Origin of the sequence: Paenibacillus barengoltzii NBRC 101215 (genome assembly GCF_004000745.1) — a bacterium.
GTDB classification, from domain to species: Bacteria; Bacillota; Bacilli; order Paenibacillales; family Paenibacillaceae; genus Fontibacillus; species Fontibacillus barengoltzii.
Window position 1 is genome coordinate 40,255 of record NZ_BILV01000041.1, and the last position, 15,499, is coordinate 55,753.

16 protein-coding genes are annotated in these 15,499 nt (G+C 53.7%); all 16 read left to right on the top strand.

Annotated elements, in window-relative coordinates:
• Positions 1-351: 351 nt before the first annotated feature.
• Positions 352-1,290: a quinolinate synthase NadA gene (nadA, locus tag PBA01S_RS12760; protein ID WP_127576111.1), complete on the top strand. Its 939-nt coding sequence runs from the start codon at positions 352-354 to the stop codon at positions 1,288-1,290.
• 36 nt (positions 1,291-1,326) lie between these two features.
• Entirely contained in the window at positions 1,327-2,943 is a 1,617-nt protein-coding gene (nadB, locus tag PBA01S_RS12765; protein ID WP_028540004.1) for an L-aspartate oxidase, read from the top strand.
• Positions 2,933-3,799 (top strand): carboxylating nicotinate-nucleotide diphosphorylase, encoded by an 867-nt coding sequence (nadC, locus tag PBA01S_RS12770; RefSeq protein ID WP_016314665.1) that lies wholly within the window; start codon positions 2,933-2,935, stop codon positions 3,797-3,799. The genes nadB and nadC overlap by 11 nt, the downstream gene beginning before the upstream one ends.
• 7 nt (positions 3,800-3,806) lie before the next feature.
• Complete coding sequence (locus PBA01S_RS12775; RefSeq protein WP_016314664.1) at positions 3,807-4,571, top strand: type III pantothenate kinase; 765 nt, start codon at positions 3,807-3,809, stop codon at positions 4,569-4,571.
• A gap of 72 nt (positions 4,572-4,643) precedes the next feature.
• Positions 4,644-5,534, top strand: coding sequence for an Hsp33 family molecular chaperone HslO (gene hslO / locus PBA01S_RS12780; RefSeq protein WP_016314663.1), 891 nt, complete (start codon positions 4,644-4,646; stop codon positions 5,532-5,534).
• A 252-nt stretch (positions 5,535-5,786) separates the two neighbouring features.
• Complete coding sequence (cysK, locus tag PBA01S_RS12785; RefSeq protein WP_016314662.1) at positions 5,787-6,725, top strand: cysteine synthase A; 939 nt, start codon at positions 5,787-5,789, stop codon at positions 6,723-6,725.
• A gap of 165 nt (positions 6,726-6,890) precedes the next feature.
• Positions 6,891-8,408 (top strand): anthranilate synthase component I family protein, encoded by a 1,518-nt coding sequence (locus PBA01S_RS12790; protein WP_127576112.1) that lies wholly within the window; start codon positions 6,891-6,893, stop codon positions 8,406-8,408.
• A 52-nt stretch (positions 8,409-8,460) separates the two neighbouring features.
• Positions 8,461-9,042 (top strand): aminodeoxychorismate/anthranilate synthase component II, encoded by a 582-nt coding sequence (gene pabA, locus PBA01S_RS12795; protein WP_016314660.1) that lies wholly within the window; start codon positions 8,461-8,463, stop codon positions 9,040-9,042.
• The gene (locus PBA01S_RS12800; protein ID WP_127576113.1) at positions 9,039-10,022 is read left to right on the top strand and encodes an aminotransferase class IV; all 984 of its coding nucleotides are present in this window, start codon (positions 9,039-9,041) and stop codon (positions 10,020-10,022) included. The genes pabA and PBA01S_RS12800 overlap by 4 nt, the downstream gene beginning before the upstream one ends.
• Positions 10,003-10,839 carry a dihydropteroate synthase gene (gene folP / locus PBA01S_RS12805; RefSeq protein WP_028540000.1) on the top strand — a complete coding sequence of 279 codons (837 nt, stop codon included), beginning with the start codon at positions 10,003-10,005 and terminating at the stop codon, positions 10,837-10,839. The genes PBA01S_RS12800 and folP overlap by 20 nt, the downstream gene beginning before the upstream one ends.
• 28 nt (positions 10,840-10,867) lie before the next feature.
• Positions 10,868-11,230, top strand: a complete 363-nt coding sequence (gene folB, locus PBA01S_RS12810) for a dihydroneopterin aldolase (RefSeq protein WP_127576114.1) — start codon at positions 10,868-10,870, stop codon at positions 11,228-11,230.
• Between the two features lie 10 nt (positions 11,231-11,240).
• Positions 11,241-11,789, top strand: coding sequence for a 2-amino-4-hydroxy-6-hydroxymethyldihydropteridine diphosphokinase (gene folK / locus PBA01S_RS12815; protein WP_127576115.1), 549 nt, complete (start codon positions 11,241-11,243; stop codon positions 11,787-11,789).
• Positions 11,741-11,947 carry a helix-turn-helix domain-containing protein gene (locus PBA01S_RS12820; protein ID WP_016314655.1) on the top strand — a complete coding sequence of 69 codons (207 nt, stop codon included), beginning with the start codon at positions 11,741-11,743 and terminating at the stop codon, positions 11,945-11,947. The genes folK and PBA01S_RS12820 overlap by 49 nt, the downstream gene beginning before the upstream one ends.
• Positions 11,948-11,993: 46 nt before the next feature.
• Entirely contained in the window at positions 11,994-12,995 is a 1,002-nt protein-coding gene (gene dusB, locus PBA01S_RS12825; protein ID WP_016314654.1) for a tRNA dihydrouridine synthase DusB, read from the top strand.
• A gap of 368 nt (positions 12,996-13,363) precedes the next feature.
• Entirely contained in the window at positions 13,364-13,840 is a 477-nt protein-coding gene (greA, locus tag PBA01S_RS12830; RefSeq protein WP_009226297.1) for a transcription elongation factor GreA, read from the top strand.
• Positions 13,841-13,941: 101 nt separating this feature from the next.
• Positions 13,942-15,450 carry a lysine--tRNA ligase gene (gene lysS / locus PBA01S_RS12835; RefSeq protein ID WP_016314652.1) on the top strand — a complete coding sequence of 503 codons (1,509 nt, stop codon included), beginning with the start codon at positions 13,942-13,944 and terminating at the stop codon, positions 15,448-15,450.
• Positions 15,451-15,499 lie beyond the last annotated feature (49 nt).

A 15,499-nucleotide genomic window follows, 5' to 3' on the forward strand; every position in this document is an offset into this window, starting at 1 on the left:
AGAATGGATGGGATACATCGAGCGTATTGATGAGAACCAGAACAGGGTCCCCCAGCCTATCCTTAAAATTTTAGTTATTGCTGAATGTGCATATCTCCTCAATAATCCTTATTTTTCCTTCGTTATCAAAGGCTAATGGGACTATACGCACCCGGACGGCGCATTGACAGTGCCTTTCACCTTGTGTAAATTAGTTGGTAAACACCGTGTGAAATTTAATACGTTCTTGCCGTTTCACGCAGGATTGTCATACAACGCAGCTAGAATCCCGGACGACGCGAAGAGATAGAGAGCCAGGATGGGGTTAATACAGCAACAGACGATACATGAGCTTATGGGGGAGGAATTCAAGTGGAGGCTCTAGCGCTTGAGCGTAAAGCCGAAATGAACCGCGAATTGCGGGAAAGGCTGGTTCAGCTCAAGAAAGAACGCAATGCCATCATACTGGCGCATTATTATCAGCGGGATGAAATCCAAGAAGTCGCGGATTTCCGGGGCGATTCATTTTTGCTCGCTCAGAAGGCCGCTTCGACGGAAGCGGATACCATCGTATTCTGCGGCGTACATTTCATGGGCGAGAGCGCCAAGATCTTGGCGCCGAACAAGACGGTACTTATACCTGACGAACGTGCAGGCTGTCCGATGGCCGATATGGTAAATGTTGACGGCTTGCGCAAGTTGAAGGCGGAGCACCCAAATGCCAAAGTTGTAACCTACATTAACTCTTCCGCAGAAATCAAAGCGGAGACGGACATCTGCTGCACCTCGTCGAATGCGGTGAAGGTTATTAACTCCGTAGATGCAGACGAGATTATCTGGGTACCGGATAAGAACCTGGGCCATTACGTGCAACAGCATACCGACAAGAAGCTGATCATCTGGGAAGGCTATTGCAACACGCATGATATGCTGACGGTCAAAGACGTCGTTGAGATGAAAGCGAAATATCCGAACGCCGAGTTTGTCGTGCATCCGGAATGCCGCCCGGAAGTGGTGGCCATGGGCGATTTCGTCGGCAGCACTACGGCGATCATCGATTACTGCAAAAATTCCTCCACCAAAGAGTTTATCGTTGGTACGGAGGATGGAACTGGATACCAGCTGCGTAAAGACAGCCCGGACAAAACGTTCCATTTTGCCACGAAATATCTGGTGTGCCCGAACATGAAAGTCAATAATCTGAAGAAACTGGTGAAATGCCTGGAAACGATGCAGCCACAAATTTACGTACCGCCTGTCGTTGCCGACAAAGCCAGATTATCCTTAGAGCGCATGTTACAAGTTAAGTAGCATGCGCTACTCTCTTGTTCAAGATAGGTGACGAACGTGATTCCACAATATTTGGTTGATTTTGAGGCAAGCCGATTGACGGTCGTGGATACGGATGTGATTGTGATCGGTTCGGGGATTGCCGGTCTTTTTACCGCTATCAAAGCAAGTGAAAAGAATCGCGTAATCCTGGTCACGAAGAAATCCATGCTGGAGAGCAATACCCGGTATGCGCAGGGGGGGATTGCAGCCGTGATCTCTGAGGATGATTCCCCGGCCTATCATCGCCAGGATACGCTGTTGGCCGGCGCGGGATTATGCTCCTCCAAAGCGGTGGATATCCTTGTGAATGAGGGGCCGGAAGGCGTTAGAGAGCTCATGAAGCTGGGTACGTCCTTTGATTTGGAAAACGGGGAGCTGGCGCTCACGAAAGAGGGGGCTCATAGCCATCGCCGAATCTTGCATGCGCACGGGGATGCGACAGGGTATGAGATCGTGCGGGCGTTGTCCGAGCAGGCGGAAGCCCATCCGAACATCGAGGTTTGGGACAATCATTATGTAATCGATTTGATTACGGAGGAGAACGAATGCCTGGGCGCGTTAGTCCAGCGGCCTGACGGGCAGCGTGTGTTCCTGCGCGGGAATGCGACCATTCTATGCTCCGGCGGAGCCGGGCAGTTGTATCGTTATACGACCAATCCCGAGGTAGCCACAGGGGACGGCCTCGCCATCGCCTATCGGGCAGGAGCGGTGCTTCGCGATATGGAATTTATTCAATTTCATCCTACTTCGCTCTGCTACCCGGGCGCCCCGCGGTTCCTCATTTCCGAAGCGGTTCGCGGTGAAGGGGCCGTGCTGCGGAATATTAAAGGTGAGCGGTTCATGAGCAAGTACCATGAGCTGCTGGAGTTGGCCCCGCGGGATATCGTAGCGCGAGCCATCGTCAGCGAGATGGAGGAGACCGGAGCAAGTATCGTGTATCTCGATATCACGCACGAAGATCCGGAGAAGATCAAAGCGCGCTTTCCGACGATTTACGAAACCTGCCTGCGTTATGGGCTTGATTTGACCAGTGACTGGATTCCAGTCGCTCCGGCAGCGCATTATATGATGGGAGGCGTTCGCGTTAACCATTATGGCGAGACGAGTGTGCAACGGTTGTTCGCCTGCGGTGAGGTTTCATCGACCGGCGTGCACGGAGCCAATCGGCTTGCCAGCAATTCGCTGTCGGAAGCGATTGTGTTTGGCCGCCGGATTATCCAGCGGATCGAGGAGCTGCCGCCGCGAACTCGTACGGGCGAGACGGTGGCTTACCACGACGGCCGCATGGCGCCGGCTCCGTTCTCGCTGGTGGAACGCCGCCTTGACCTGCAGAAGACGATGGTGCGCCGTGTCGGCCTGCGCCGCACCGCAGGGGGGCTTACCAAGGGTATCGAGGAGTTGGAGAAGCACAAGGCGATTTTTAGCCAAGCGCTGCATACCCGCGACCAATGGGAGTATGCCAATATGTTGACCTGTGCGCTGCTGCTGGCCCAAGCGGCATTGGCTCGCGAGGAGAGCCGGGGTGGACACTACCGCGGGGACTTCCCGGAGCGGGATGACGCGAAATGGCGCAAGCATCTGTTGTGGCAACGGGATCAAGGGATGTTGGAGGAAATTAGCGATGATGTTTAATGGATATAATGAAGGGCTTGTGGAGTCTATCCGTAGCTGGCTGAAGGAAGACGTAGGCTCCGGAGACGTGACGACCGCCGTGACGATCCCTGCCGGCCATGAATCCAAAGGGATTATTCACGCCAAGCAAGGCGGCATTGTTGCCGGCATGCCGGTTGCTCAGCTCGTCTTTGAGATCGTGGACCCCAGCTTAACGTTTACGCCGCACGTGAAGGACGGCGAACGCATCGAGAAAGGTACGATTCTCGCCGAGGTTGAAGGAAGCACGCATAGCATCTTAACCGGGGAGCGGTTAGCGCTGAATCTGCTGCAGCGCTTGTCCGGGATCGCTACACGGACGAACCTGTTCGTCGAGGCTTTGGGCGGCCTGCCAACTCGTTTGGTGGATACGCGCAAGACGACGCCGGGACATCGGATGCTGGAGAAGTATGCCGTCCGCACCGGGGGAGGTGCGAATCACCGCTTTGGGTTGTACGATGCGGTGATGATCAAGGATAATCATATCAAGGGGGCCGGGGGGATCACCCAAGCGGTCAGCCGCGCCCGGGCTCAGATTCCGCATACGATGACCATTGAGGTGGAGACGGAGAACCTCGAGCAGGTGGAGGAAGCGCTGCAAGCTGGAGCAGATATCATTATGCTCGACAACATGGCACCTGATCTGATGAAGGAAGCGGTGCGTCGAATCAAGGCGAAAGCGCCGCATGTAACGGTGGAAGCGTCGGGCAACGTGTCGCTGGAAACGATTCGCGGCATTGCTGAGAGCGGCGTAGACGTCATTTCCGTGGGACGGTTGACGTATTCTTTTGAAAGCCTGGATATCAGTTTGGACCTGAACGGCAAAAAGGAGGCTTAACAGGCGCATGTTCCTTGTAGTCGATGTAGGCAATACGAATATCGTGCTGGGGATTTACCGGGGCAAGGAGTTGCTCCATCATTTCCGCATCAGCACGAACCGTCAAGCCACGGTGGACGAGTACGGCGTATTGATCCATAATCTGTTTGATATGGTAGGCATCCGGGGAAGTGAGATGGAAGGCGTCATCATCTCTTCGGTTGTTCCGCCGTTAATGCACGTGCTGGAAGAGCTGTGCGAAAAATATTTACATCACAAGCCGCTGGTTGTGGGGCCGGGCATCAAAACCGGGCTGAACCTGCGCTACGAAAACCCGCGCGAGGTAGGCGCGGACCGGATCGTTAACGCGGTGGCGGCGATTGAGAAATACGGCGGGCCGCTGGTTGTCGTTGACTTCGGCACGGCCACAACGTTTGACTGTATCGATGCTGCCGGCAATTATCTTGGCGGTGCGATTGTGCCGGGGATCGGCATCTCGACCGAAGCCCTGTATCAACGGGCGTCCAAGCTGCCGCGGATTGAGCTGGAGAAGCCGAAGAAGGTGATCGGGCGCAACACGGTGCATGCGATGCAGGCGGGGATCATTTTTGGCTATGCCGGCCAGGTTGATGGCATTGTGGAGCGGATTGCCCGGGAGATGGGCGCGAAACCGAAGGTGATTGCTACCGGCGGGCTGGCTGAGCTGATCGCCAGCGAGACGCGCACCATCGAGGAGGTTAACTCCCAGCTGACTTTGGAGGGCCTTCGCATTATTTACGAGCGCAATCAATAATGCGGATCATAGATTATGGAAATAATGAAAGGTTGATTGACCTTTAAGGGATGAAAGGAGGTCCTTCGCAACATGGACCATAACAATAAGAAAGACCGGTTGATCCGAGGGATCGCCATGGACGGGAAAGTACGCGCCTTTGCTGTGCGGACGACCCAGCTGGTGGAGGAGCTGCGCCGCCGGCATGATACCTATCCAACAGCTACCGCAGCTATGGGACGGACGGTGACTGCCGCTGCCATGATGGGGGCGATGCTCAAGGGCGAGGATAAGCTGACCGTTCAGGTAAAGGGCGACGGACCGATCGGACAGATCATTGCCGATGCGAACGCCAAGGGCGAAGTGCGCGGTTACGTCAAGAACCCGCATGTCCACTTGCCAAGCAACAGTCAAGGGAAACTGGACGTGCGCGGTGCAGTCGGCACCGAAGGGTTCATCCATGTCACGAAGGATCTGGGGCTCAAGGAACCGTATCGCGGGAGCGTGCCGTTGATTTCCGGTGAATTGGGTGAGGATTTCACCTATTATTTTGCCGTATCGGAGCAAACGCCATCCGCGGTTGGACTTGGCGTCCTGGTCGATGTAGATAATTCGGTGATCGTAGCCGGGGGCTTCATCATTCAACTGCTCCCAGGCTTAAGCGATTCGGAGATTGATTCGATCGAAAAGGCGATAGGACAGCTTCCACCGGTTACGGCTTTGCTTGACCAAGGGCTGGAGCTGGAAGAAATGCTTCGCTGGATCGTGAAGGATGTGCAGATCCTGGAGGAGATGGACATCGTCTTTTCCTGCAACTGTTCCCGGGAACGGGTTGAACGCACGCTGATCAGCTTGGGCAAGAAGGAGCTGGAGGAGCTGCGGGACGAAGGAAAAGAGACGGAGGTTGTGTGCGATTTCTGCAATGAGCCTTACTTGTTTACGCCGGAGGAAATCGACCAGCTGATCGCTAGAACCGAGAAATAAATTATTGTGAAGTATGACTGAGTAGGTCCAAAATACTTTGCGATCGGGGGCTTAAGTCCCTTGAAAGCAAAGTATTTTTTGTGACTTTTCTTGACAACTCCGATCGGCGTTGTTAAGATTATAATTAGAAAACCAACTTAATTACTCGGAAATAAATGAAAGTCGATGAATCGTGCATCCTAAATCTCAGCTTTCATTTGTGGGGCAGCCAGATCGATTTGGTTATTTTTATCCAAAGGGAGGATATTTGATATGGCAAAAGTCGTCAACAATGTTACGGAATTGATCGGAGATACGCCGCTGGTCCGTTTGAACCGGGTTGTACCGGAGGACAGTGCGGAAATCTACGTGAAGCTGGAATACCAAAACCCAGGCTCCAGCGTCAAGGATCGGATTGCAATCAGCATTGTGGAAGAGGCGGAAAAAGCCGGCAAGCTGAAACCGGGTGGCACGATTATCGAAGCGACCAGCGGAAACACCGGGATTGGCCTGGCGATGGTCGCTGCAGCCAAAGGCTATAAAGCTGTCATTGTCATGCCGGAAACGATGAGCTTGGAACGCCGCAACCTGTTGCGCGCTTACGGGGCAGAGCTTGTCCTGACGCCAGGGGCCGAGGGCATGAACGGTGCGGTGAAGAAAGCCGAAGAACTGCTAGCTGCGAATCCGGATTATTTCCTGGCAGACCAATTTAGAACTCAAGCGAACGTGAAGATTCACCGCGAGACGACGGGGCCGGAAATCGTTGAAGCAATCGAATCGCTGGATGGACGTCTGGATGCATTTGTTGCAGGGATCGGTACTGGCGGTACGATTACCGGTGCGGGTGAAGTATTGAAGAAACGGTTCCCGGATCTGAAAATCTACGCCGTTGAACCGGCAGCATCGCCGATTTTGGCTGGCGGTAAACCAGGTCCTCACAAAATCCAAGGTCTCGGTGCGAACTTCATTCCAGAAATTTTGAACCGTGAAATTTATGATGAAATCATTCATGTCGAGAACGAAGAAGCGTTCGAACAAGCGCGTATTGTAGCAAGACAAGAAGGCATTCTGTCCGGGATCTCTTCCGGTGCTGCAGTGTTTGCTGCATTGAAAGTTGCGAAGCAACTGGGTAAAGGCAAACGTGTTGTTGCCGTTATTCCAAGTAACGGTGAACGTTATCTCAGCACGCCGCTGTACAATTTCGAAGCTTAATCGTTTCGCGGTAAGAGCGATGATCACCCCCGGCCGTTCCAACCGAACGGTCTGGGGTTTTTATTTTTTGATAGATGTTTTCCTAATAGGCGTCTTCTAGTATACTAGCTTCCAATAAGATAAGAGCTTCTTCAGGCTGAGAATGTGGGGGATCACGCGCGCTTCATGAAAAAGATAACGACTTGGGAGCAATGGAGAGAATGGGGGATCACGGGCAACTGGACGGTGCTGCCCTTTGCGGTCAAAATTCCGCTCGCGGCTGCTGGCTTGCCTGAGGACTGGTCCCAGGCCTGGGAGGAAGCCGGGCCATATGCGTTTGTATTGGAGAGCGGCAAGGTTGGACGCTATACCTTCTTGGGGCTGAATCCGGTCTCCGTCCTTCGCGGTAAGGGCGATCAGGCCGTGGTGGAGGATCTTGCTTCCGGCAAGGTTTCGGTCAAGTCGGGCAAGCCGCTCGATATGCTGCGGGACTGGATGGAACCATTTCGTTCGCCGGGTTGGCCGGGGTTGCCGAAATTCAGCGGCGGGGCGGTGGGTTATCTCGCCTATGACGTCGCACGATCGCTGGAACGGCTGCCCAACCTGGCACAGGATGATCTGGGCCTGGATGATTACGTCTGGATGCGGTTCGAGGAGCTGTGGGTGATCGATCAAGCGGAAGGCGATGTGTATTGCATCGTCCATGTCCCGATTGCGTCACTGCCTTTGGATCAGCTGCGTGACCGCTATCACCTCGCTGAGGCACGGGCTGTGCGAATGGCAGAGCTGTGGGCTGGCTTTTGCACGTCGGCGAAGGACTCGGTAGGTACAGGGAGTGCCGCGACGGACTCCCCTTCACTTCCCGACGAGGAGTTGGAACGCCGGCGCCTGTCCGTCTCCATGCCGCAGGAGGCGTTTGAAGCGGCGGTGCGACGGGTGCAGGAATATATCGCGGCTGGCGACGTCTTCCAGGTGAATCTTTCGCTGCGCCAAGCATTTCCGTTGGCCGCTTCGCCGGAGCGGGTGTATGAGCAGCTGCGCAAGCTGAACCCTTCGCCGTATATGGGTATGCTCCGGTTCCCGGACTTCCAGCTCGTGTCCGCTTCGCCGGAGCTGCTGGTGAAGGTGGAGCAGGGGCGGATAAGCACCCGACCGATTGCGGGAACGAGACGGCGGGGACATACGCCGCAGGAGGATCAGCAGATGGAGGCCGAGCTGCTGGCCAGCGAGAAGGAGCAAGCCGAGCACATCATGCTCGTCGACCTTCTGCGCAACGATATCGGCCGGGTGGCGGAGTATGGGACGGTGCGGGTCAGCGAGCTGTTTACCGTGGAGCGGTATTCGCACGTCATGCATCTGGTCTCCGAGGTCGAAGGAGTGCTGAATGCGGATCGTACGATTTATGATGCGATTGCGGCTGTTTTTCCTGGGGGAACGATCACCGGAGCGCCTAAAGTGCGGACGATGGAAATTATCGAGGAGCTTGAGCCTGTCACGAGAGGCCCTTACACCGGCGCAATGGGATGGATTGACTATGCCGGGAATATCGAATTAAATATTATTATACGTACGCTGGTCACGAAGGACGGCGTCGGCTACTTGCAGACAGGTGCCGGCATTGTCATCGATTCAGACCCGTATCGTGAGTATAGGGAATGTTTGAACAAAGCTAGAGCCGTTGCTCTGGCTGTACAACAGAGTTGAGGATTTTCAGAAGAGCCAGCTGGACAAAGTCTAGGACAGGAGATGAGATGAGATGATTTTAGTGATCGACAATTATGATTCTTTCACGTACAATCTGGTGCAGTATTTAGGTGAGTTAGGCGAGGAAGTAACTGTCCGCCGCAACGATGAGATCGATCTTGCGGGTATTGAGGCTTTGCAGCCGGATCATATTTTGATATCCCCCGGCCCGTGTACGCCCAATGAGGCTGGGATCACGTTGAATTTGATTGAGCATTTTAAAGGGGTTATCCCGATCTTTGGCGTTTGTCTGGGGCATCAGGCCATTGGTCAAGCCTTTGGCGGCAAGGTAATTCGCGCCGAACGCTTGATGCATGGCAAGACATCGCCTATTTACCATCATGGAGAATCGGTGTTTGCCGGTCTGCCGTCCCCCTTCACGGCTACGCGATATCATTCGCTGATCGTGGAGCGCGAGAGTCTGCCGGATTGCCTGGAGATTACGGCAGAGACGGCGGAAGGGGAGATCATGGGGCTGCGCCACAAAGAGTATGCCGTCGAGGGCGTGCAGTTCCATCCGGAATCGATCATTACCCAGCATGGACACCAAATTCTCCGTAACTTCTTGAACCGAAAGGCGGAAGCCAAAGCATGAATTACATCGGGGTGGATGGCGTTCCGACCCCGGCCGATCAAGCCGTGATCTCTGTGATGGATCACGGCTTTATGTACGGGCTCGGTTTATTTGAAACGTTCCGCACCTACGGAGGGCGCCCGTTCCTGCTAGAACAGCATCTCCAGCGGCTGGAGACAGGCTGCAAGGCGCTTGGGATTGCGCACCAGGTTGATCATGGCCGGGTTGAAGCGGAAATCGCCGAGCTGCTTGCGCGGAACGGATTGGACGAAGGTTACATTCGATATACGGTGACGGCTGGCGAAGGGCCGCTGGGCTTGCCTGTCGGTGACTACGAGAAACCAAGGGTCGTGATCTATGTGAAGCCGCTGCCCGACCCTGGGGAGACGCTGTACACGGATGGGAAGCCGTTATGGCGGCTGACAACGCCTCGCAATACGCCGGAGGGCGAGGTGCGTTTCAAGTCACTGCACTATATGAACAATGTGTTGGCGAAGCGCGAACTCGCTCGGTTAGAACGGGAGGCGCTGCAGACGGCAGACGCTCCTGCAGCGAATGCCCAACCGCATGTGCACGGACGTCGATCTGTAGCAGTACCCGCTGAGGGACTGCTGCTGACGGCGGATGGCTGGCTGGCGGAGGGGATCGTCAGTAATGTATTTTTTGCACGAAATGGAAGATTATATACGCCGGATGTGGAAACCGGCATTCTCCCCGGCGTTACCCGCGCGAAGGTGCTGGAGCTGGCAGCTGAGCAAGGGATTGCGGCGGAGGAAGGTCGCTACACTTGGGACGAGCTGTTGGCGGCTGACGAGGTCTTCCTGACGAATTCGATTCAGGAGCTCGTGCCGGTGACGGAACTGGTGGAGTCTGACCAGCCCGGAGGCCGAGGGTCACTACGGCGCACAGTGGGAACCGGACGAATCGGACCGATGACGTGTCTGTTATTGGGGAAATATAGAGAGAAAGCGAGGAGTGGCGATGCAGCCGATCATCTATAAGCGCAGCTACCAGCTGGGCGAGGCCTCTTTAACGTTGGGGGAGCGCACGCTGGTGATGGGAATTTTGAATGTGACGCCGGACTCTTTTTCCGATGGAGGTCGTTACAATAATGTAGAGCGCGCCGTTCAGCACGCCCGTGAAATGGTTGCAGAAGGTGGGGATATTATTGATATCGGCGGGGAGTCGACACGTCCAGGCCATGTGCCCGTTAGTGAACAGGAAGAGCTGGAACGGGTCATTCCTGTCGTTGAGGCACTTCATCGCGAGCTTCCTCACATTCCGTTGTCGGTCGATACGTACAAGGCGCAGGTGGCGTACGAAGCGTTGAAGGCCGGGGCGCATATCATAAATGATGTCTGGGGCTTTAAGGCGGAGCCGCGGATGGCGGAAGTGGCGGCGGAGTTTGGTTGTCCGGTGATTTTGATGCATAACCGTCATGATCGTCATTACCGCGATTTGCTTGCCGATGTGGCTGCGGATTTGCGGGAGAGCGTGGAGATTGCCCGAAAGGCCGGCGTTTCAGATGAAAATATTATTTTGGACCCCGGCATCGGCTTTGCTAAGGACTATCACGAAAATCTGCGTGTCATGAAGGCGTTGGACGAATTAGCGGCATTGGGGTTCCCGTTGCTGCTGGGGACGTCTCGCAAACGGTTTATCCGCACCGCATTGGATCTTCCGGTCGATGAGGTGGTGTTCGGAACGGCGGCCACCGTGGCGTTGGGAATTGCGCAAGGCTGCCAAATCGTCCGTGTCCATGACGTGAAAGAGATCAAGCAAACCGTGCAGATGTGCGATGCCATCGTGTATGCTTGACCATTTGCCGGTAAAGGAGCTGAAATGAATGGATAAAATCGTGCTGCGGCACTTGGAATATTACGGGTATCACGGTGTTTTTGAGGAAGAGCGTAAGCTCGGTCAACGATTTTATGTAGATTTGGAATTGGAGTTGGATCTGCATGAGGCCGGGGTTAACGACGATTTAACGCAGACGGTCAATTATGCCGAAGTGCATGAGCTGGTCAAGGGGGTCGTTGAGAAGAAGAGCTTCAAGCTTATCGAAGCCCTGGCGGAGCATATTGCATCTGTGGTATTGGACACTTATACTAGGGTAGATGCGTTAACGGTTCGAGTTACGAAGCCGCATCCGCCGTTTGACGTACATTTTGACGGTGTGACGGTCGAGTTGTATCGTTCCAGAAAGTGAGCTAATATTTATGACTATGACATCTCCCTCTGAGCTTTCAGAGGCTTATATTGCTTTAGGGGCTAATCTAGGCGACCGCGAAGCCACTTTGATGCAGGCGATCTCAGAATTGCAGAAGCACCCGGAGATCGAGGTCCTGCGGTGCTCCAATCTCTATGAGACGGATCCGGTTGGTTATTTGGATCAGCCTTGTTTTGTGAATATGGCCGTTGCGGTCCGCACTTCGCTGGAACCTGAGGCGTTGCTGACCTTCATGCTCGATATTGAGCTGCGACTGGGACGGGAGCGTACGATTCGCTTTGGGCCGCGAACGGTGGACCTGGATTTATTGTGGGCTGACGGCAGGGTGAAGGACACCCCGCTTCTGACCTTACCGCACCCGCGGATGATGGAGCGTGCTTTTGTGCTCATTCCCTTAGCCGACATCGTGCCGGAAGGAGAGCCTTCCGGGCTGTTTGAACAGATTCATCAAGCTCTAGACAACTTAGATGGAAAGGAAGGCGTCCGGTTTTGGAAAACATGCAACTGGCACAGCGCATCCGCGCTTTCCGAAAGCTAAAAGGCTTCACCCAGCAAGAGCTAGCAGAGAAGTCCGGCGTATCCCTGGCCTTATTGGGCGCGGTAGAACGGGGGAACCGCCGGGCAGATGAGCAAATGTTAACGAAGATTGCCCAATGTTTAGGAATATCTTTAGCGGAGCTCAAGTCGGATTTGTAGTGCACCGCTGATTTTTAACTATTTTATTGCATGGGAGGGAACCATCTTGCTGAAGATTGGCGATGTGGAATTGAAGAACCAAGTCGTACTTGCCCCGATGGCAGGCGTATGTAATCCAGCCTTCCGTCTGATTGCCAAAGAATTTGGGACCGGGCTGGTCTGCGCTGAGATGGTTAGCGATAAAGCGATCCTTCACGGCAATAAGCGAACGCGAGAAATGCTCTTTGTGGACGAGCGGGAAAAGCCGCTCAGCCTGCAAATTTTCGGCGGGGATCGCGCGTCGCTAGTGGAAGCGGCAAAAGTTGTCGATCAGGAAACCAATGCCGACATCATCGATATTAATATGGGCTGCCCTGTGCCGAAGGTGACGAAATGTGACGCTGGGGCACGCTGGCTGCTTGACCCGAATAAAATATACGAAATGGTTGCGGCGGTTGTGGATGCGGTAAGTAAACCGGTCACGGTAAAAATGCGCATAGGCTGGGACGCGGAGCACATCTACGTCGTGGACAACGCTAAAGCGGTTGAACGAGCTGGCGGTAAAGCTGTGAGTGTTCATGGCCGGACGCGGGAGCAGCTATACACTGGAAAAGCGGACTGGAGTTACATCCGGCAAGTGAAGGAAGCGGTGTCGATTCCCGTCATTGGGAACGGCGATGTGGCGACACCCGAGGATGCGAAACGGATGCTGGATGAGACCGGCTGTGACGGTGTGATGATCGGACGCGGAGCGCTGGGTAACCCTTGGATGCTGTACCGGACGGTTGAATACTTGAAAACAGGCGTATTGCTTCCTGAGCCGGATGCGGAGGAGAAGATTCGCATTGCGATCCTTCACATGGACCGTCTAGCGGCGTTGAAGGGTGAGCTTGTTGCTGTTCGTGAAATGCGCAAACATTTGGCTTGGTATTTAAAAGGGTTGAAAGGGGCAGCGCGCATCAAAGACCTCATTATGGAAGAAACTCGGCGGGACGAGATGGTGCGGATTCTTGAGAATTTTGTTGCTGATTTGGCGGCGGGAACGGTGCCCGATGAGGTGTCCGCCTAAGCGTCGAAGTGGAGAGGGCTGTCCTCGGATGGGGGACCTCTTTACACATGAAACGTTTACATTTGTAAAATCGGGCGTCATTGACATTTCAGAATCGTTCACCTATAATTTCACAATATAAATTCGCCTCAAGTGTCAGTCTCTCCCAAATGAGGGTCTGACCCTTATCACATATTGCATATAATAAGCACAACAAGTAAGCATCGAAGTGATCACTGTGGCCGGAAGCGAGCGCTTCCATGCACCTGGGCTACAGTGGTAGGGCAAAGGAACTATTTCATTTGGGAATCGTTCGTTTGCCAGGGGGAGTTTTCGGGTGCCGCACGTACCGTGCGAAAATTTTTTCCATGACAGGAGAATCGGTTGAGATGAGCGATAAAGAAGTTATCCTTACCCAAGACGGTCTGAAAAGACTGGAAGAAGAATTGGAGAACCTGAAGTCCGTGAAACGCCGCGAAGTGGCAGAGCGGATCAAGGTTGCCATCGGATACGGGGATATCAGCGAGAACTCGGAATATGAGGACGCCAAGAACGAGCAAGCATTTATTGAAGGACGCATCATTACTCTGGAGAAAATGCTTCGCAACGCGCGGATCATCAACAACGATGAAATCGACACGGATACGGTAAGCATTGGTTCGATCGTGACGGTGGAAGATCTGGAATTCGGCGATACGATGGAATATGCGATCGTCGGGACGGCAGAATCCGATCCGATGCAGAACAAAATTTCGAATGAAAGTCCTGTCGGCAAAGCCATTCTTGGGAAGAAAAAAGGCGCCATCGTAGACGTTAACGTTCCGGCAGGCGTGATTCAATATAAAATCGTAGACATTAAGAAGTAAGGCGGAATGAGCGAGAGAAGAAGCTTCCCCAGCGGAGGCTTCTTTCACTGTTTCTTTTGTCGGCGAGCAAATTCAGCTGGATTAAGGAGTGGAGTAGGGTAATGAGCGAAGAGATGAATAACCAGGAAGCGATGGAGGTCAGCGAGCTGCTGCAAATTCGCCGTGATAAATTGGACGAGCTGCGCGGGCTTGGCATCGATCCTTTTGGCAAAAAATTTGAACGCACCGACATGGCGGGGGACATTCTCCGACAATATGATGGGCTGACCAAGGAAGAATTGGAGGAGAAGCGCGTCGAGGTGACCATCGCTGGAAGAATCATGGCTAAGCGGGTCATGGGGAAAGCCAGCTTTGCGCACCTGCAGGACTTGTCTGGCAAAATTCAGATTTATGTCCGTCAAGACAGCGTGCCTGAAGTGAAGTATCAGGCGTTCAGTATTCTGGACCTTGGGGATATCGTCGGGGTAACGGGTGAGGTGTTCAAAACCAAAACCGGTGAAACGACGATCAAGGTGAAGGACTTAGAGGTGCTGTCGAAGTCGTTGTATCCGTTGCCGGACAAATATCACGGTTTGAAAGACGTTGAACTGCGTTATCGCCAGCGTTATGTCGACTTGATTGTGAATCCTGAAGTGCAGCAGACGTTCATCAAGCGTTCGCAGATCATCCGATCCATGCGCCGTTACCTGGATTCCCTCGGATATTTGGAAGTGGAGACGCCAACGCTGCATAACATTGCCGGCGGTGCGGCTGCCCGTCCGTTTATTACGCACCACAATGCGTTGGACATGCAGTTGTATATGCGGATCGCCATCGAGCTTCACTTGAAGCGACTGATCGTTGGCGGCTTGGAGAAAGTCTATGAAATCGGCCGGGTTTATCGGAACGAAGGGATTTCGACGCGTCACAACCCGGAATTTACGATGATCGAGCTGTATGAAGCTTATGCCGACTATAAAGATATTATGGCACTTACAGAAAACCTGATCTCCCATATCGCGCAGGAAGTGCTCGGGACTCAAGTGGTACACTACCAAGGGCATGAGGTTAACTTGAAGCCGCAATGGCGCCGTGTGTCTATGGTTGATGCAGTTAAAGAAGTCACCGGTGTCGATTTCAGCGTGCAAATGAGCAATGAAGAAGCCCATCGTTTGGCGAAGGAGCACAATGTGCCAGTTGAGCCGCATATGACGTATGGTCATATTTTGAACGCGTTCTTTGAGCAATTTGTTGAAGAAACATTAATTCAACCTACGTTCGTTTACGGACATCCGGTAGAGATCTCGCCGCTCGCGAAGAAGAACGAGCAGGATCCACGGTTTACAGATCGCTTTGAGCTGTTTATCGTAGCCCGTGAGCATGCGAATGCCTTTACGGAGCTGAACGACCCGATCGACCAGCGTCAACGTTTCGAAGCGCAGTTGCTTGAACGTGAACAAGGTAACGATGAAGCGCATGAAATGGATGAGGACTTCATCCGTGCCCTCGAGTACGGGATGCCTCCGACTGGTGGTTTGGGTATTGGGGTGGACCGTCTGGTGATGCTGTTGACTGACTCGGCATCCATCCGTGACGTGCTGTTGTTCCCGCATATGCGTTCTGCGGAATAAGAGTTTGGACGAGAACAAGCCCGGCTTTGGCTGGGCTTGTTGTTTTATT

What these genes read in the sequence shown, in the direction of transcription:
- nadC (WP_016314665.1), top strand. Translation starts at nt 2,933, where the DNA reads ATGATGTTTAATGGATATAATGAAGGGCTTGTGGAGTCTATCCGTAGC.
- PBA01S_RS12775 (WP_016314664.1), top strand. Translation starts at nt 3,807, where the DNA reads ATGTTCCTTGTAGTCGATGTAGGCAATACGAATATCGTGCTGGGGATT.
- hslO (WP_016314663.1), top strand. Translation starts at nt 4,644, where the DNA reads ATGGACCATAACAATAAGAAAGACCGGTTGATCCGAGGGATCGCCATG.
- cysK (WP_016314662.1), top strand. Translation starts at nt 5,787, where the DNA reads ATGGCAAAAGTCGTCAACAATGTTACGGAATTGATCGGAGATACGCCG.
- PBA01S_RS12790 (WP_127576112.1), top strand. Translation starts at nt 6,891, where the DNA reads ATGAAAAAGATAACGACTTGGGAGCAATGGAGAGAATGGGGGATCACG.
- pabA (WP_016314660.1), top strand. Translation starts at nt 8,461, where the DNA reads ATGATTTTAGTGATCGACAATTATGATTCTTTCACGTACAATCTGGTG.
- PBA01S_RS12800 (WP_127576113.1), top strand. Translation starts at nt 9,039, where the DNA reads ATGAATTACATCGGGGTGGATGGCGTTCCGACCCCGGCCGATCAAGCC.
- folP (WP_028540000.1), top strand. Translation starts at nt 10,003, where the DNA reads ATGCAGCCGATCATCTATAAGCGCAGCTACCAGCTGGGCGAGGCCTCT.
- folB (WP_127576114.1), top strand. Translation starts at nt 10,868, where the DNA reads ATGGATAAAATCGTGCTGCGGCACTTGGAATATTACGGGTATCACGGT.
- folK (WP_127576115.1), top strand. Translation starts at nt 11,241, where the DNA reads ATGACTATGACATCTCCCTCTGAGCTTTCAGAGGCTTATATTGCTTTA.
- greA (WP_009226297.1), top strand. Translation starts at nt 13,364, where the DNA reads ATGAGCGATAAAGAAGTTATCCTTACCCAAGACGGTCTGAAAAGACTG.
- lysS (WP_016314652.1), top strand. Translation starts at nt 13,942, where the DNA reads ATGAGCGAAGAGATGAATAACCAGGAAGCGATGGAGGTCAGCGAGCTG.